Origin of the sequence: Rhodoplanes roseus (assembly GCF_003258865.1) — a bacterium.
In the GTDB taxonomy this organism is placed as follows: Bacteria; Pseudomonadota; Alphaproteobacteria; order Rhizobiales; family Xanthobacteraceae; genus Rhodoplanes; species Rhodoplanes roseus.
In genome coordinates, this window is the sequence record NZ_NPEX01000088.1 from 4,911 (window position 1) to 21,839 (window position 16,929).

A 16,929-nucleotide genomic window follows, 5' to 3' on the forward strand; every position below is an offset into this window, starting at 1 on the left:
AGCCACTCGCTCCGCGCTCTCCGCTGGATTCCGGGTTCGCCGCTGCGCGGCGCCCCGGAATGACCGGAGAAGAGCGGAAACTCATATCACGCCGCCGCCTCCACGGGCCGCGGCGTCTTGGAGAACAGGCGGAAGAAGTTTTCCGTCGTCTGCGCCGCGAACGCCTCTGGCGTCACGCCGCGGGTCTCGGCCAGCACTCGCGCCGTCTCGACCACATAGGCCGGCTCGTTGCGCTTGCCGCGGAATTTCCCGGGCGCCAGATACGGGGCGTCGGTCTCGACGAGAATCCGGTCGGCCGGGAGCTCGGCGGCGAGCGCCCGCAGCGCGTCGGACTTCTTGAACGTCACGATGCCGGTGAAGCCGATGGAGTGACCGAGCTCGACGGCGCGCAGCGCCAGCTCGCGGCCGCCCGTGTAGCAGTGCAGCACGGCGACGAACGGCCCCTTGGCGGCCTCCTCCTCCAGCATGCGCTGCATGTCGGCATCGGCCTCGCGGGTATGGATCACCAGCGGCAGCCCGGATTTTCGCGCGGCGTCGACGTGGATCAGGAAGCTCGCCGCCTGCAGGTCGCGCGGACCGTAGTCGTAGAAGTAGTCGAGCCCGGCCTCGCCGATCGCCACCACCTTCGGGTGTGCCGCCCGCGCCAAAAGCTCGTCGAGCGTCACGTCCGTCTCCTCGGCGACGTGATGCGGGTGGGTGCCGACGGAGCACACCACGTCGTCGTAGCGCTCGGCAATGGCGAGCAGCGCATCGTGTCGGCGCACCCGCGTCGAGATCGACACCATGCGGCCGATCCCGGCCGCCCTGGCCCGGGCGACGATCCCGTCGAGATCCTCGGCGAAGTCGGGAAAGTCGAGATGGCAGTGGCTGTCGACGAGCATGGACCTACTCCGCAGTCATTCCGGGGCGCGCCGTAGGCGCGAACCCGGAATCCAGCCGAAGGCTCCGAGTTCGTGGCTGGATTCCGGGTTCGCTGCTGCGCAGCGCCCCGGAATGACCAAGCACCATGTTTCTCACTCCGCCGCCGGCTCGATCCAGCGGGGGAACACCGGCGCGGGCGGCGGCAGCGTGGTGCCGGGCGCGATGCGGGTCGCTCCGCCGAGCCGGGTGAAGTCGCGGGCGTCGGCCGGCACGGCCAGGATGTCGAGCAGCTTGCCGCACGCGGTCGGCATCACCGGCTGGGCCAGGATGGCGACCTGCCGCAGGACTTCGGCCGTCACGTACAGCACGGTGCCCTGGCGGGCCGGATCGGTCTTGGCGAGCGCCCAAGGCGCCTCGCCGGCGAAGTACCGGTTGGCGTCCGCCACCACGGCCCACACGGCGTTGAGCATCTGGTGGATCTGCTGGGTCGCCATCGCCTCGCGCGCCTTGTCGATCAGCACATCGGCGGCGGCCAGGATCGTCCTGTCGTTGTCGGAGAACGCGCCGGGTGTCGGCAGCACGCCCCCAAAAGCCTTGCCGAGCATCGACAGCGAGCGCTGGGCCAGGTTGCCGAGGTCGTTGGCGAGATCCGCGTTGATGCGGTTGACGATCGCCTCGTGCGAGTAGCTGCCGTCCTGGCCGAACGGCACCTCGCGCAGGAAGAAGTAGCGCAGCGGATCGACGCCGTAGAGGTCGGCGAGCCCGACCGGGTCGATGACGTTGCCGACCGACTTCGACATCTTCTCGCCCCGGTTGAACAGAAATCCGTGCGAAAAGACGCGCCGCGGCACGTCGACGCCGGCCGACATCAGGAAGGCCGGCCAGTAGACGGCGTGAAACCGCAGGATGTCCTTGCCGATGACGTGCAAGTCGGCCGGCCAGTACTTTTGGAACATGGCGCTGTCGGTGTCGGGGAAGCCGACGCCGGTGATGTAGTTGGTCAGCGCGTCGATCCACACATACATGATGTGCTTCTCGTCGCCCGGGACCGGGATGCCCCAGTCGAAGGTGGTGCGCGAGATCGACAGATCCTGCAGCCCGCCGCGGACGAAGCTCGCCACCTCGTTCATGCGCTCCTTGGGCAGCACGAAGTCGGGCACCCGCTCGTAGAGGTCGAGCAGCTTCTGCTGGTAGGCGGAGAGCTTGAAGAACCAGCTCTCCTCCTCGACCCATTCGACCGGCGTGCCGGACGGGCCGCGCCGCACCTTGTCGTCGCCGACCGTGGTCTCGCTCTCGGTGTAGAACGCCTCGTCGCGCACCGAGTACCAGCCCGCGTATTTCGACAGGTACACGTCGCCGTTGGCGGCCATGCGCTCCCAGATCGCCTTGGACGACGCGTGATGGCGCGGTTCGGTGGTGCGGATGAAGTCGTCGTTCGAGATGTTCAGCGTCGCGTCCATGGCGCGGAACAGGGCGACGTTGCGGTCGGCCAGCTCGCGCGGCCCGAGGCCCGCCTTGGCGGCCGTCTGCACCATCTTCTGGCCGTGCTCGTCGGTGCCGGTGAGGAAGTGCACGTCGTAGCCGTCGAGCCGCATGAAGCGGGCGATCGCGTCGGTGGCGATCACCTCGTAGGCATGGCCGATGTGCGGCGCCCCGTTCGGGTAGGCGATGGCAGTGGTGAGGTAGTAGCGCTTGGAGGCCATGATGTGCAGCTCACAGGCAATCGGGTGACGGGTTCCCCGTCATTCCGGGGCGCGGCGAAGCCGCGAACCCGGAATCCAGCCAGCAAGCCCGGCATTCGTGGCTGGATTCCGGGTCCGGCGCGTCGCGCCGTCCCGGAATGACGGGGTCCTCGAGAAGGTCGCCGCCTGGGTATCAACCCCGTGCCGCCTCGGCAAGCCAGCCGAACACGGCGAAGACCAGGGCGCGGCGGTCGAGGTTGAGGGTGAGGACGTCGCGGGCGGCGGTGTCGAGCTTCGTCCAGGCCTCGGCGTAGGGGGCGAGGCGGCGCACCGCCTGCGGCTCGCGGCGCAGCTCGCGCGACAGCCAGTCCCGCACCGTCTCGACGAAGGTCTCGACCAGCTCGCGGTCGGCGCGCTCCAACGTGTCGCCGAGCGAATGCAGGGCGCGCGGGTCCGGGCTCGGCACCTGGGCGAGCAGCGCCGTCACCTTGTCGCGCAACGCCAGCAGAGGGCCGCCCGAAAGGGCGATGGCGCGCGACACGCAGCCGTCGGCGGCGGCCGCCGCCTGGGCGAGGCCGGGATCGGCCGGATCGCGGCCGAGCGCCACGGCGGCGGCCGCGACGACCTCGGGCACGCTCAACGGCCGCAGCGTCAGCATGCGGCAGCGCGACCGGATGGTGGGCAGCAGCCGGCCGGGCGAATGGCTGACCAGGAGGAGGAGCGCGCGTTGCGGTGGCTCCTCCAGAATCTTCAGCAAGGCATTGGCGCCTTCGGGATATTTCAGTTCCTCGGCGGCATCGACGACGCACACGCGCCAGCCCCCGCCCGTCGCCGTGGCGCCGAAGAAGCCGACCGTCTCGCGGACCTGGTCGACCGTGATGACGGTGCGCACCGTCTCGGTCTTCTCCCCCGGCGTGCGCTCCAGCGCCAGGAGCGCCCCCTCGGTGGCGGCGGAGACGCGGCGCACCACCGGATGGTCGTGCGGCAGCGCCAGCGAGGTGGCCGCTTGCACGGCCGGCGCGGCGGGCTCCGGATGGGCCAGGACGAAACGGGCGAACCGGTAGGCCAGCGTCGCCTTGCCGATCCCGCCGGGCCCGCCGATCAGCCAGGCGTGCGGCACCCGCCCGGACTTGTAGGCGCCGAGCAGCGTCGCCTCGGCGGCCGCGTGGCCGACCAGGTCGAGGGTCTCGCGGGGATGCGGGACGGCGGCCGTCTCCTCGCGGGCGGCGCGCGGGGCGCGGCTCACGAGACGGCCGCGTCGAGCGCGGCCCTGGGCCGGGCCGACGGCTCGCCGTCGGGCGGGCTGCGCTCCGGATCCGGCTCGACCTTGTCGGTCTCGACCTGGGCGGCGCCGAGCCGGGCGCAGACCACGGTCCACACCTCGTCGGCGATCCGCGGCGGAGGCGGGGCGGCGTCGATGACGGCGCAGCGTTCCGGCTCGGCCGCGGCGATCACCCGGTAGGCGTCGCGCAGCGCCGCGTGAAAAGCCAGCGCCTCACCCTCGAAGCGGTCGACGGCGCCGCCCTCGCGGCGGCCCGCGGCGCGGGCGAGACCGGTCTCGGCGGGCAGGTCCAGCACGATGGTGAGGTCCGGCAGCGTATCGCCGACCGTGACGCGCTCGAGCGCCCGGATGACGGTCGACTCGACCTTGCCGACGGCGCCCTGGTAGACGCGGGTCGAGTCGACGAAGCGGTCGCACACCACCCAGGCGCCGCGCTCCAGCGCCGGCCGGATGGTCTGGTCCAGGTGGTCGGCGCGGGCGGCGGCGAACAGGATGGCCTCGGCCTCGGCCCCGAGCGGCTTGGCGGCGCCGCTGAGCAGGACGTGCCGCACCGCCTCGGCGCCGGGCGAGCCGCCCGGCTCGCGGGTCAGCACGACCGAGATTCCGAGGGTGCGCAGCCGGCCGGCCAGGAGCGCGGCCTGGGTCGACTTGCCGGACCCCTCCCCGCCTTCGAAGGTGATGAACTTGCCGCGCATGCGTCCTCGCTCCGCGGCGCTAGATGCGCGCGAACCCCTGCTTGATCCAGCCGATCACCACCTCGGTGACGACGTCCATGGCGCGCTGCGGCAGGTTGCCCACCTCGACCGCCTCGGACGTCTTCAGCGGGACCTCCAACGTGACGTTGTCGCCGCGGAGCACCCGCAGCTTGCCGACCGCCTGGCCCTCGGCCACCGGTGCCCGCACCGGCCCGGTGTAGACGATCCGGGCCGAGATGCGGTCGGTGGTGTTCTTCGGCACCAGCACCGACACGGCCTTGTCGGCGATCAGCGGCACGCTGCCCTGGGCGCCGCCGAACACCTTGGCGTCGCCGATGATCTGCCCGTCGGCGAACAGCGGCCGCGCCTCGAAGCCGGAGAAGCCCCAGTCGAGCAGCCGCTTGCCCTCGTCGGCGCGGTCCTTGGCGGTCTTCAGCCCGTTGATCGCCACGATCAGCCGCAGCCCGTTCTGCTGGGCCGAGCCGACCAGGCCGTAGCCGCCGTCCGCCGTGAAGCCGGTCTTCATGCCGTCGGCGCCGATGTTGAGCGGCAGCAGCGGATTGCGGTTGAGCTGGCGGATCTTGTTCCAGGTGAACTCGCGCTCGCCGTAGATCGGATAGAAGTCCGGATAGGTCTTGATGATGTGCTGGGCGAGCTTGGCGAGCTCCCGCATCGTCACCAGGTTGGCCGGGTCCGGCAGGCCGGTGGCGTTGCCGAAGGTCGAGCGCGTCAGGCCGAGCTCGCGGGCGCGCTTCACCATCGTCTGGGCGAAGCTGCGCTCGTTGCCGCCGATCCCCTCGGCGAGCGCGATCGCCGCGTCGTTGCCCGACTGGATGATCAGCCCGCGCAGCAGATCCTCCACCCGCACGCGGCTGTGGATCGGTGCGAACATGCTCGAGGTGTGCGACGGCGCGCCGCCGCGCCGCCAGGCGTCCTCGCTGACCATGAACTCCTGGTCGGCCGTGATCCGTCCGGACTTGATCTCGTTGAAGACCACCTCGGCGGTCATCAGCTTGAGAAGGCTCGACGGCGGGCTGGGGACGTCGGCACCCTTCTCGTACAGAACCGTGCCGGTCTCCGCGTCGATCAGGATGGCGTAGGGCGCCGCGGTCTGGAACCCCTCCTCCTTCTTGGCGCCCGTGACCGAGTTGTTGGCGGCGGCCGCGCCGACCACGAGGGCGAGCAGCAGCACGCCCGCGCCGAAGAGCCGGTCGGCCCGCCGGCCGCGACCCGACACGCCCGCACGAGCCGCCCGCAGGCGGCGAAACAATGTGATCATGGCCCTGGAGTTCCAAAAGACTTGGCCGGAACAATGGCGCGGGCGGCCCGCCGGGACAACAGCGGTCGCGGATCAAATCTGAAATATCGAGGGAAAACCGACGGCTGCGTCGCGATCTTCGCGACCTAGTAGAGGCCCCGCCCGGTCATCACGGCCGGCAGAGGATCACGTGCGGGGCGCGATTCGACCGCTGCCAGGGTCGGGGTCGCGGGTTTCCGGCTGTCGCGGTCGCGGCCCGCCGCCATCACCGGGGCCTTGTCGGCCGGCAGCGGCTGACGCTGCGAGGTGCGGCCCGAGCCGGACCGCGTCGGCGCGGAGGCCGGCTGATCCTCGAGCCCGAGGCTGAACGGCCGCTCCGGCGGCATCGGCACGCCGCTGCGCGGCAGCGGCCCGGACGGGCGCAGATTCGGCACGAAGGGCCGCGTCGCCGCGACCATCACCAGCGAGGGCGGCGGCGCCGGCTCGCCCTGGCGCAGGGTCGCCATCAGGAGTCCGTCGTCGGAGCCTTCCAGCGGCGCCCGGCCGACATACTCGACCCGCACCCGCGCCGTGCCGTTGGACTGGAAGCCCAGCATGTCGGCGGCCTTGTTCGACACGTCGATCAGCCGGCCCTGGTGGAACGGCCCGCGGTCGTTGACGCGCAACACGATGGAGCGGTTGTTGCCCAGATTGGTGACCCGGACGTAGCTCGGCATCGGCAGGGTCGGATGGGCGGCCGACATGCTGTGCATGTCGAACACCTCGCCGTTCGCTGTCAGCCGGCCGTGGAAATCGGTGCCGTACCAGGAGGCGAGCCCTTCGGCCCGGTAGTTCACGTCCTCCTCGGGGACGTACATGCGGCCGCCCACCATATAGGGCTTGCCGATGCGATAGCCGCCGCCGCCTTTCGGCACCGGGTCGCCGGGGTCGATGACGCGCGGGCTGGCGGAGACGCCGTAGCGTGGATCGATCTGCGGAAACAGCTTGCCGTTGCCGGCCGAGCATTGGGCCAGGACGACGCACGCGCTCGCGGCGGCGCCGACGCGCGCCAGCCGAGCCAGCCGTCCCCGATTCTCCCCCCGGATCATCCGACGAGGATCCCCCCTCCTGCCTTGCCCTGGTCTCGTGAACGCCGAAGGCGCGCCGCGTTCCCCCGAACGAGGCGCCGGTCGTCCACGATCGAGCCGGCGCGACGACGAGGTCACGACCGGCTCGGGCCGAACGATACGCTCCCGCGTCGCGACGCGGAACGGAAAGACTCTGGCAAGGTAAATGAGCCGGAAACAAGACAACCCGGGCACCGCCGCACGAGGTCTGTCCGGGATGCAGTCCGGCCGCGCGCGATCGCATGCATTGCACCGTGCAATGGAAGCGGCCGTTAACGCCGGGCGGCTAAGTTTCCCCCGACGCACGACAAGGATTGTCCATGCGAGTTCGGCGCTCCCGCTTCCCCGGGCTGTCCCGGTCCCATCTTCGCCTCGCGGCCGGCGCGATCGCCGGCCTCGGGCTGATGGTGGCCGGCGTCTCGATGATCCCCGACCGGATATCGGCCGCCCGTCCGCACTCGGGCAGCGAGGGCACGATCCGGCTCGCCCCCGATTCCCAGAAGCTGTGCCAGCGACTCTCCTTCGACAATCGCAACGGCGAGTTCCGTGACAAGGGCGTGTCGCAGTGCGACCCGCAGGGCGGCTCCGACACCACCTCGGTGGACCGCATGCAGGCGATTCGCGCCTGGTTCAACCGCCGCTGACCCGGGCGGACCGCCGCGCCGACACGACTTTGTCCGCGCCGGGTCGGGATTCTGCAGCTCACTGATCTGGATCAAAGCGCGGGCCACGCCGACCCCGTAAAAACACACCGTTCGCGCCGCTTCACGGGGGTGAGTGGTGCAACGGAATTGGGCGGTCCTCAGGGGCCGCCCTTTTTTCGTTTCGGGGCCATGCAGCACGCAGCGGTGACAACCGGTGATCGGCGCCACCAGGGCGGCCCGTCACCCGGTCGTCGGTCGCTGGAACTGGATGCCGCAGCGCTTGCGGATCGACACCTGCTCGAGGGCCTGCATCTCTCCCCGCAGGCGGGCCAGCTCGGCGGTGTTGCGATCGTCGCCGCTGACCAGGAACGCGGCCGGCCAGAACACGACGACCGCGACCGTCGTCGCCACGGTGTCCTTGGTGCGCTTGCTGTCCTGGACGCCGGCCAGCTCATTGGCCCGCTGAGCGATCCGCTGGCTTTCCTCGGCGACCTGCGAGCAGGTTAGTGCTTCGAACTGATACGGCGAGACATAGCTCGGCGCGACATCTTCGGACTTGGTGGCACACCCGGCCAACACGACGGCCAAAACCAGCACTCCCCACCGCACCTCATCCCCCTATGTTGTCAGGCATTATTCCGATGCCGCCACGATATCGCCACATTCCGCCGCCGCCAAGCCGTAAGTTGTCCGGGCTCACACCCGAGGTCAGGGGTTGAAATCAAGCTAAGCCGGATTAGGGCCGACGCAACGCCGGGCCGCAGGGGCAGCATCCGGGCGAACGACCGGCATGAACGGGTGTGGACGGGGCCTGGCGAGCCGGAGCCTTCACGACCGGGGGCCGTTCCGAAAGCTAGCGGCGCCTCCGGGTCGATCGGCCGCTAGGGTCATCTCGGAAGCCCTGGATATGGACGCTCGCGACGCGCCGGATCGAGTGCGCCGGGCGCGGACGCCGTGTCCACACCCACCCGCCGTCCCTACATCGGGCTTCCGGCGGATCGTCCCGTCTGCTAGGCGGATGATCATCGTGCCGGAAGGGTGGCCGAGTGGTTTAAGGCACCGGTCTTGAAAACCGGCGTGGGTGCAAGCCCACCGTGGGTTCGAATCCCACCCCTTCCGCCATCCCGCAGGACTCGTCCACGTGCGCCGCGTGTGGGCTCTCCGGTTCCTCCGCCGTGCCGGCTAACCGGACCTATCCGACCGACCGAGACGTCGGCCCTATCCTACCGTAAAGGATTATTTACAGACCATCGACCACACTCTCGATCCGCAACCCGCGGTACGTGCCCCGATCGACGGATTCCATGCGCTTCGAGAATCGAGCCGACTACCGCGTGGAGTTCCGGGACGGCTACGCGGCCCGGATGATCGGGATCGACGGAACGTGGCAGCGGCGCTGCTTCATCCTCGACGTCTCGCAGAACGGCGCCAAGCTGCAGGTCGAGGGCGACATCGAGACGCTCAATCTCGACGAGTTCTTCCTCATCTTCTCCAATTTCGGCACCGCGCACCGGCGCTGCCAGAAGGCCTGGCTGAACGGCGACCAGATCGGGACCCGGTTCCTGCGGATCATCGCGAAGCCGCGGCGGGCGAGCTCGTCCGCACGACGCGTGAGCTCGGGCGACGGGTCGGACACGGGTGCAGAGGCGACCGGACGCGCGGTCGCGGCCGCCGGCAGTCCCGCCCTGCCCGGCCGGACCTCCACCAAGCACGCCTCGATCGCGGTCGGCACGGCGCGCTGACCCGACCTCCGGGCCCATGAAAAAAGGGGCGGCCCGTGAGGACCGCCCCGTTTGCGTCACACCACTCACCCCCGTGAAGCGGCGCGACACGATCCTTGTAGAAGGGACTCGCAGGCGCGACTTTGACAAAGATCAGTCCAGGCCGTTTTTCCGCGCCGTCGCCCGAGAGGCCCCCGCGGCGCGGCGTCGCGGACGGCCTCTCCGGAGTGGCGGCGCCCGGCCGGGTCGGCCCCGTCCCACGCCTCGCGTTTTCACATGGCACGTCCCACGCGACCGTGCGTTCCGTCGGTCCGGCCGGATTGATAAGGACTCCGGTGTCAGATCGGCATCGCCTCCCGTCCCGCCTGCGGTGCCGGCTCCCAAAGAACGGTCCGGAGGAGACGCAGCATGACCAGCAAGGCACGGGTGGTGCGATACGCGACCGCGGGTGCGCCCGAGGTGCTCGCCATGGAGACGATCGACCTGCCGGATCCCGGTCCGGGCGAGGTCCAGATCCGGCAGCACGCCGTCGGCCTCAACTACATGGACTGCTATTTCCGCTCCGGCTATTACCCCGCGCCGACCCCGGCCGGGGTCGGCACCGAGGCGGCCGGCGTGGTGGAGCAGGTCGGCAGCGGCGTCACCGAGTTCGAGGCGGGCGACCGCGTCGTCTATGCGAGCGGCGCACCCGGATCCTATGCGGACCTGCGCAACATGCCGGCGGACCGGCTGATCGCGATCCCGGACGGCATCGCCGAGGAGGACGCCGCCGCGCTCCTGATGAAGGGCATGACGGCCGAATATCTGCTGACCCGCTGCTACCCGCTCAAGGCCGGCGAGTTCGCGCTGTTCTACGCGGCGTCCGGCGGCGTCGGCCTGATCGCCGGCCAGTGGGGCCGCCACATCGGCGCCCGCATGATCGGGGTCGCGGCGGGCGAGGAGAAGTGCCGGCTGGCGAAACAGAGCGGCTACGCGTTCGTGATCGACCGGACGCGCGAGGACGTGCTGGCCCGCGTCAAGGAGATCACGGGCGGCGCCGGCGTGCCGGTGGTCTACGACTCGATCGGCAAGGCGACCTTCGAGACCTCGATCAAGAGCCTGGCGCCGCGCGGCGTCTTCGTCTCGTTCGGCACCACCACGGGCGCTCCGCCGCCGGTCGAGGCGGCGCTGCTGCAGAAGAGCGGCTCGCTCTATTTCACCCGGCCGACGCTCGCGACCTACTGCTCGGCCCGCCCCGACATGCTGGCCTCGGCGACGAAGCTGTTCGACCTCGTCCGCGCCGGCGCGATCAAGCCGAGCATCGGCCAGCGCTACGCGCTCTCCGACGCGCCGAGCGCCCATCGCGACCTCGAGTCCGGCAAGACGATCGGAGCCTCGCTGCTGATCCCGTGAGGCGTCGATCCGTCTGCCGCGCACGACGAAGAGCAGCCGGCTGTCGGGCCGGCGGCTCGCCGCGTTCGAGGTGCCGTCGCTCGTCGGTCTACTGCGTGCAGACCTTCACGGTCTTGACGGCGGTCTCGGCCTCGCTCCGGGACGTGTAGACCTTGCCGTCGCCGACCACCACGGTCGTCTGTGTGGTGGGCTTCTTGTCGACGATCGTGCACCGCTTCGTCGCCGTGTCCTGCACGATGTAGTACTCGGTGGTCTGCGCCGCGGCGATGCCGCTGGCCGCGACGAGGATGCCGGTCGCGATCACGAGATGCTTCATTCTAGCCTCCTTGGTTCAGCTTCTGATCAGATTGCTGGATGGGTCTGGACGAGACGTCAGCGGCTGCCGCCGACCGAGGCGCCAGCGCCGCTGCTGCCCGTCGTCGTCGAGCCCGAGCCGCGTCCTGACACACCGGTCCGGCTCTCGCCCGTGCGGCTCTCGCCCGAGCGGCTCTCGCCCGTGGTGGTGCGCGACCGCGTCGTGGTGCGGGTGGTCGACTCGCTCGATCCGCTGCGAACCCGCACGGAGGCGCGCGGTCCGTCGACGGTGCGGCTCACCGTGCTGCGCGAGCGCACCACGACGTCGGGCCGATGGCGCCGCACGACGGTCGTGCGAGAGGACGGCTCGCTCGCATAGATGCGCGTGCGCTTCTTGCCGCGCACATAGCGCTTGCTCTTCTTCACCACCGTGTAGGACGGCGAGCGGTCCTCGTACGACACGACGGCGCGGCGATGCCGGCGCACATGGATGTCGCTGCCGCCGCCGCGGGTCGTCACCGAGGTCCGAGTCCGCGTGCGCGTGGTGCGGCTCTCCATGCCGCCCTCACGACCGGCCCGCACGCCCGCGCCGCCTTCGACGCGACCGCTGCTCATGCCGCCGCGGCCCGACGTCTCGGTCTGTCCACGCGCCGATCCGGTGGTCCGCCCCTGCTCCGAACTGGAGCCGCCGGAGCCCGACATCGCGGCGCCGCCCGATCCGCCGGAACTTCCCGAGGCTTGCGCGAGACGCAGCGGTTTCGCCTGCGGCGACTGGGCGGTCGCAACTCCGGACAGCCCGATCGCCGTCGCCGCACTCAAAGCGAGCAGAGCAATTCTCATGAGGTTCTCCTCTGGTCGTTTCCCCGAGAGGTGAACCGCGCTCCCACGACGCGGTTCGGATCATATCTGATTTTTCTGATGAATGACTGTTCAGACACGGGCGCGAACTAATCACGTCTCACGCACGGGACTGCAGCGCACATACCGCCGCGCGGCGGAGCGCGAGCACGTTCCGCCAAGGGACTGCGGCGCCGTTGCGGATGCGAAAGCCCACGGATCTGATCACGTCGAGGACTAGCCTGACAGGAGGATGACGTGCGATCCTCTTTTTTTCCGGCGCGGCGGCGCGACGTTTCCCGCACCGAAACGCCAAGGTCCGAGGATGCCGCGGGTCGTGCCCACCCACGACGCGGGCGGACGCGGGTCGCCGCCGCACCGGGCGCGCCGACGGCGGGACGGGCGCCGCCGAGCCGCCCCGCCCTCGCCCGCGGCGTAGGAGCGGCCGTAACGCCCCTCGACAGGCCGGACGAACCAGACGATACCGGTTCGGCACGGGGCGGTCCGAACCGCGCGACGCCGGAGGGGGCATGGAACAGGAGCAGCTTCAGAAGGTCGCCATCGGCGCCGCGGCCGTCGCCGTGGTGGCGGCCGTCGCGACCGGACGCCTGCCGCGCTGGCTGCGCGTCACCGTGGTGCTGGCCGCCATCGTGATCGCGCTCGGCGTCGGGCTCTACGGCTATCGCTTCTTCACCACCCCCCGCACCCTCACGGTGGCGGTCGGCTCGATCGACGGCGAGCTGCCGAAGACCGTCTCGGCGATGGCGACGCGCCTCGCCACCATCAACGCGCCGGTGCGGCTCAAGGTGGTCGACAAGGGCACCGTGATCGACGCCGAGAAGGCCTTCGCGGCCGGCGAGGTCGACCTGGTGGTCGGGCGCGGCGACGTCGGCAACCTCGCCGATGCGCGCGCCGTCGTGATCGTCTCCAACACGGTCGTGCTGATCGTCACCCCGCCGGGCAGCAAGATCGAGGAGATGGCCGACCTCAAGGGCAAGACGATCGGCGTGATCGGCGGCTCGGTCAACGGCCAGGTCGTCGAGGCGCTGAAGAAGGAGTACGACCTCGATCACCTGAAGGTCGCGTTCCGGCCGATGGTGCCGTTCGAGGCGAAGCAGGCCATCGCGGCCAAGCAGATCGCCGCCCTCCTGGTGGTGATGCCGGTGACCGAGCGCTACCTGGGCCTGCTGCGCAGCCTCTTCCCGCCGGCCGGCAAGCAGGGGCTCGGCCTGGTTCCGATCGAGGCGGCCGGCGCGATCGCCGCGGTGTTCCGGGCCTACGAGAGCTACGACCTGCCGAAGGGCACGCTGCGCGGCTCGCCGCCGATCCCGGACGACGACCTGACGACCCTGCGCGTGCCGGTCTATCTGCTCGCCAAGAAGACCCTGGACGACGACGCCGTGACGGCGCTCGCCAAGTCGATCATGGACACGCGGCGCGATCTCGTCGCCGAGCACCCGATTCTGGCCCAGATCAGCGCACCCAGCACCGACAAGGACGCTTTCGTGCCGATTCATCCCGGCGCCGCAGCCTATTTCGACGGCGACGTGAAGACCTTCTTCGACAAGTACGGCGACCAGATCTTCTACGGCTCGATGCTGCTCGGCTCGCTGACCTCGCTGTTCGCGGGGGCGTGGAAGTTCATGGCGAAGGAGCCGGATCCGGGCGACCGGGCGCTGGCGCGACTATGCGCCCTGTCGGAGACGATCGAGACGGCCGCCGACGAGCCGCAGATCGCCGATCTCGAGCGGCAGATCGACCGCATCCTGCATGCCGAGCTCGACAAGATCGCCCGGCGCGATGCCGACGCCGCGGAGCCGTCCGCCCTGACACTCGCGACCTACCGGCTCGAGCGGCTGATCGCCCAGCGCCGGGCGGCGCTCGGCGGCACCGCGACGCGCACCCCGACGGCGCCGCGGGACACCTTGCTGGAGGCCCGGCATGCGTGACCCGTCCGACCGGCCGCCGGGCGGCCTGAAGGCGCGCCTGAAAGGCATGCAGGAACGCTGGAGCGACCAGCTCCTGACCGTGCTGATGATCCTGATGCTGCTGCTGTTCTTCGTCGCGGTGCCGCTGCAGGCGACAGGCTCGGAGCCGGCCCAGATCGCGGGCGGCGTGGTGCTTATCGGCATCATGGGGACAGCCCTCGTGATGTCCGGCAGCCCGCTCGTCTTCGCCCTGCTGCTGGTCGGCCTGGCGATGAACGCGACCGCCGTGGTGCTGCGGCTGCACACGCCGTCGCGGACCGACATCCTGCTCGCCGCCGGCGGCTGGCTGATCCTCGCGGTCGTGCTCGGGTCGGTCGTGGCGCGGCTGGTGTTCGGCCCGGGCCGGGTGAACTTCCACCGCGTCATCGGCGCCGTGCTGCTCTATCTGCTGGTCGCGGCCGCCTTCGTCGCCATCTACGCCTTCGCCGGCCTGCTGCTGCCGGACGCCTTCTCGGGCCTCGAGGTGCGCGACAGCCCGGCCCTCGCCAGCAGCCTGATCTATTTCAGCTTCGTCACCCTGACATCGACCGGCTACGGCGACATCGCGCCGATCCATCCGGTGTCGCGGGCGCTGTGCAACTTGGAGACGATCATCGGCCAGCTCTATCCGGCGACCCTGCTGGCCCGCCTGGTGACGCTGGAGCTGGAGCACCGGCGCGAAGGGCGCCCGGAGCGCACCGGCGGCAAGGACGCCTCGCGCGGCGAGCATCCCGGGCCGCGGGCCAGAAAGGACTGACGCTGGAAGGGTGGGCGCCGGAAGGATCGGCGCGGCCGAGACCTCCGGGAGCCGGCGTCGGATCGACGCCCGGCTCCTCCGCCCGCAGCCTGCCCGACCGGTCCCGCTATTCGCCCGCCAGCAGCCGGTGGCCGTGGTCGGTCAGCCGGTCGTGGCGGTCGATCAGGCCGTGATCGCGCAGGCCGTCGACCACCCAGGCGTGGAGCGACGAGGCGTGTCCGTGGGCGACCCGCGCGAGGAATTCGCACATGTCGGATTTCGGCATGAACGCGACGAGATCGCTGCGCTGAAGCACGGGGCGTCTCCTTGCTCGGGTTGTGACCGTATGATGATACGTGCTTCGGCCCGCAGCGCAACAGTTTATTTCGCAATGCAAAGCGATTCTGCAATTTTGTTTCTTGCAGCGCAGCAAATCGAACAGATACGGACACTTAGCCCAATTCGGCCGCGGCTCGGACGGCCCTATCCGCCGGCCGGCGCCTCGCGGCCGACCGCATCGCCGCGGGCGGCCCGGCGGCGCGCAAAGGCGACGATCTCGCCGACGATTCCACGCCGGAAGAGCAGCACGGTGAGCACGAAGATGCAGCCCTGGGCGACCAGCACCCACTCGCCGAAGCCGGTGAAGGTGTTCTGCATCACGACGATCACGGCGGCGCCGACGATCGGCCCGAACACCGTGCCCATGCCGCCGACCAGCGTCATCAGCACCACCTCGCCGGACATCTGCCAGGTGACGTCGGTGAGCGAGGCGAGCTGGAAGACGATCGCCTTGGTGGCGCCGGCGAGACCGGCGAGCGTCGCCGACAGCACGAAGGCGATCAGCTTGAAGCGGTCGACCGCGTAGCCGAGCGACACCGCCCGCGCCTCGTTCTCCCGGATCGCCTTGAGGACCTGGCCGAACGGCGAATGGATGGTGCGCCAGATGATCAGGAAGCCGATCGCGAAGATCGCCAGCACCACGTAGTAAAACGAGATGTCCTTGGAGATGTCGACGAGGCCGAACAGCGGCCGGCGCGGGATCGCCTGGATGCCGTCCTCGCCGCCCGTGAACGGCGCCTGCAGGCAGAAGAAGAACACCATCTGGGCGAGCGCCAGCGTCACCATGGCGAAATAGATGCCCTGACGGCGGATCGCGATCAGGCCGACGACGAGGCCGAGCCCGGCCGCGACGGCCGCGCCCGACAGGATCCCGAGCTCGGTCGAAAAGCCCCAGGACTTCACCGTGTAGCCCGACACATAGGCGGCGAAGCCGAAGAACATGGCGTGCCCGAACGACAGCAGGCCGCCGTAGCCGATGAGCAGATTGAAGGCGCAGGCGAACAGCGCGAAGCACAGGACCTTCATCAGGAGGATCGGGTAGACGACGAGCGGCGCGACCAGCAGCGCGGCGATCAGGGCCGCGAACACGATCATGTCGACGTTGCGGCCGCGGCTGGCGGCTTTGCGGCTGGTCATCGCGGCGTTCCGAACAGGCCCTGCGGCCGCACCATGAGCACGATCGCCATGATGACGAAGATGACGGTGGCCGAGGCCTCCGGCCAGAAGACTTTCGTCAGCCCCTCGACGACGCCGAGGCCGAAGCCGGTGACGATCGAGCCGGCGATCGAGCCCATGCCGCCGATGACGACGACGGCGAACACCACGATGATCAGGTTCGAGCCCATGGTCGGGTTGACCGTGTAGATCGGCGCGGCCAGCACGCCGGCCAGCGCCGCGAGCCCGACGCCGACCCCGTAGGTCAGCGTGATCATCCGCGGCACGTTGACGCCGAAGGCCTGGACCAGCTCCGGCCTCTCGGTGGCGGCGCGCAGATAGGCGCCGAGCTTGGTGCGCTCGATGGTGAACCAGGTGACCAGGCAGACGGCGAGCGAGAACGCCACCACCCAGCCGCGATACCAGGGCAGGAACATGAATCCGAGATTCTGGCCGCCCGGGATCGGGTTGCTGTAGGGCAGCCCGGACGAGCCGTATTGCTGGCGGAACAGCCCCTCGACGATCAGCGCGAGGCCGAAGGTGAGCAGCAGGCCGTAGAGATGGTCGAGGTGATAGAGGCGCGAGATCAGCAGCCGCTCGATGACGACGCCGGTGGCGCCGACGATCAAGGGCGCCAGCACCAGCGCGCCCCAGTACGGGATGCCGCCGTACTGCAGCAGCATCCAGGCCACGAAGGCGCCCATCATGTACTGGGCGCCGTGGGTGAAGTTGATGACGTTCATCAGCCCGAAGATGACGGCGAGCCCGAGCGACAGCAGCGCATAGAACGCCCCGTTGATCAGCCCCAGCAACAGCTGCCCCATCAGGGCCTGAGGCGGCACGCCCAAGAGTTCGAACATTCACGTCACCTCTTCGGCGCGATCCTCGGCTCTCTCCGCGGGCGGGAGAGAGTTCCGGCGCTGTGCATCTGCCCCCACCCTCCCCTGGAGGGGGAGGGTC

At 70.0% G+C, this 16,929-nt stretch carries 17 protein-coding genes and 1 tRNA gene; 6 read left to right on the forward strand and 12 right to left on the reverse strand.

The genetic code is table 11. The annotated features are described in order from the left end of the window. Positions 1 to 86: 86 nt before the first annotated feature. From CH341_RS14315 to CH341_RS14340, 6 genes are all read right to left on the reverse strand, one after another. A complete protein-coding gene (locus CH341_RS14315; protein ID WP_111419693.1) occupies positions 87 to 881 on the reverse strand; it encodes a TatD family hydrolase in 795 nt (264 codons plus the stop codon). A 132-nt stretch (positions 882 to 1,013) separates the two neighbouring features. Then, on the reverse strand, positions 1,014 to 2,564 hold the full coding sequence (gene metG / locus CH341_RS14320) for a methionine--tRNA ligase (RefSeq protein WP_111419694.1): 1,551 nt from the start codon (positions 2,562 to 2,564) through the stop codon (positions 1,014 to 1,016). 172 nt (positions 2,565 to 2,736) lie between these two features. Beyond that, positions 2,737 to 3,789, reverse strand: a complete 1,053-nt coding sequence (locus CH341_RS14325) for a DNA polymerase III subunit delta' (protein WP_111419695.1) — start codon at positions 3,787 to 3,789, stop codon at positions 2,737 to 2,739. Then, positions 3,786 to 4,520, reverse strand: coding sequence for a dTMP kinase (gene tmk, locus CH341_RS14330; RefSeq protein WP_111419696.1), 735 nt, complete (start codon positions 4,518 to 4,520; stop codon positions 3,786 to 3,788). The genes CH341_RS14325 and tmk overlap by 4 nt, the downstream gene beginning before the upstream one ends. 19 nt (positions 4,521 to 4,539) lie before the next feature. After that, entirely contained in the window at positions 4,540 to 5,799 is a 1,260-nt protein-coding gene (locus CH341_RS14335; RefSeq protein WP_111419697.1) for a D-alanyl-D-alanine carboxypeptidase family protein, read from the reverse strand. 125 nt (positions 5,800 to 5,924) lie between these two features. Beyond that, positions 5,925 to 6,866: a septal ring lytic transglycosylase RlpA family protein gene (locus tag CH341_RS14340; RefSeq protein WP_111419698.1), complete on the reverse strand. Its 942-nt coding sequence runs from the start codon at positions 6,864 to 6,866 to the stop codon at positions 5,925 to 5,927. A gap of 338 nt (positions 6,867 to 7,204) precedes the next feature. Between CH341_RS14340 and CH341_RS14345 the strand changes: the two genes are divergently transcribed. Continuing rightward, positions 7,205 to 7,528 carry a hypothetical protein gene (locus CH341_RS14345; protein ID WP_111419699.1) on the forward strand — a complete coding sequence of 108 codons (324 nt, stop codon included), beginning with the start codon at positions 7,205 to 7,207 and terminating at the stop codon, positions 7,526 to 7,528. Positions 7,529 to 7,768: 240 nt separating this feature from the next. Here CH341_RS14345 and CH341_RS14350 read toward each other — a convergent pair whose 3' ends face one another. Then, on the reverse strand, positions 7,769 to 8,125 hold the full coding sequence (locus CH341_RS14350) for a hypothetical protein (protein ID WP_245431054.1): 357 nt from the start codon (positions 8,123 to 8,125) through the stop codon (positions 7,769 to 7,771). A gap of 435 nt (positions 8,126 to 8,560) precedes the next feature. Between CH341_RS14350 and CH341_RS14355 the strand changes: the two genes are divergently transcribed. From CH341_RS14355 to CH341_RS14365, 3 genes are all read left to right on the forward strand, one after another. Continuing rightward, a tRNA-Ser gene (locus tag CH341_RS14355) sits at positions 8,561 to 8,650 on the forward strand. 182 nt (positions 8,651 to 8,832) lie between these two features. Further along, on the forward strand, positions 8,833 to 9,270 hold the full coding sequence (locus CH341_RS14360; protein ID WP_342635016.1) for a PilZ domain-containing protein: 438 nt from the start codon (positions 8,833 to 8,835) through the stop codon (positions 9,268 to 9,270). Between the two features lie 387 nt (positions 9,271 to 9,657). Beyond that, the gene (locus CH341_RS14365) at positions 9,658 to 10,641 is read left to right on the forward strand and encodes a quinone oxidoreductase family protein (RefSeq protein WP_210208297.1); all 984 of its coding nucleotides are present in this window, start codon (positions 9,658 to 9,660) and stop codon (positions 10,639 to 10,641) included. Positions 10,642 to 10,729: 88 nt separating this feature from the next. On the opposite strand, the gene CH341_RS14370 is transcribed toward CH341_RS14365, so the two are convergent. Continuing rightward, a complete protein-coding gene (locus CH341_RS14370; RefSeq protein WP_111419701.1) occupies positions 10,730 to 10,957 on the reverse strand; it encodes a hypothetical protein in 228 nt (75 codons plus the stop codon). 56 nt (positions 10,958 to 11,013) lie between these two features. After that, complete coding sequence (locus CH341_RS14375; RefSeq protein WP_146604478.1) at positions 11,014 to 11,775, reverse strand: hypothetical protein; 762 nt, start codon at positions 11,773 to 11,775, stop codon at positions 11,014 to 11,016. Positions 11,776 to 12,302: 527 nt separating this feature from the next. Between CH341_RS14375 and CH341_RS14380 the strand changes: the two genes are divergently transcribed. Further along, positions 12,303 to 13,721, forward strand: a complete 1,419-nt coding sequence (locus CH341_RS14380; protein ID WP_111419703.1) for a TAXI family TRAP transporter solute-binding subunit — start codon at positions 12,303 to 12,305, stop codon at positions 13,719 to 13,721. Continuing rightward, positions 13,714 to 14,496: a potassium channel family protein gene (locus CH341_RS14385; protein ID WP_210208304.1), complete on the forward strand. Its 783-nt coding sequence runs from the start codon at positions 13,714 to 13,716 to the stop codon at positions 14,494 to 14,496. Before CH341_RS14380 ends, CH341_RS14385 begins: the two co-directional genes overlap by 8 nt. 106 nt (positions 14,497 to 14,602) lie before the next feature. Here CH341_RS14385 and CH341_RS14390 read toward each other — a convergent pair whose 3' ends face one another. The 3 genes from CH341_RS14390 to CH341_RS14400 all read right to left on the reverse strand — a co-directional run bounded on the left by CH341_RS14390 (position 14,603) and on the right by CH341_RS14400 (position 16,829). Further along, a complete protein-coding gene (locus CH341_RS14390) occupies positions 14,603 to 14,791 on the reverse strand; it encodes a hypothetical protein (RefSeq protein ID WP_111419704.1) in 189 nt (62 codons plus the stop codon). Positions 14,792 to 14,958: 167 nt separating this feature from the next. Continuing rightward, positions 14,959 to 15,951: a branched-chain amino acid ABC transporter permease gene (locus tag CH341_RS14395; protein ID WP_111419705.1), complete on the reverse strand. Its 993-nt coding sequence runs from the start codon at positions 15,949 to 15,951 to the stop codon at positions 14,959 to 14,961. Next, complete coding sequence (locus CH341_RS14400; protein ID WP_111419706.1) at positions 15,948 to 16,829, reverse strand: branched-chain amino acid ABC transporter permease; 882 nt, start codon at positions 16,827 to 16,829, stop codon at positions 15,948 to 15,950. The genes CH341_RS14395 and CH341_RS14400 overlap by 4 nt, the downstream gene beginning before the upstream one ends. Positions 16,830 to 16,929 lie beyond the last annotated feature (100 nt).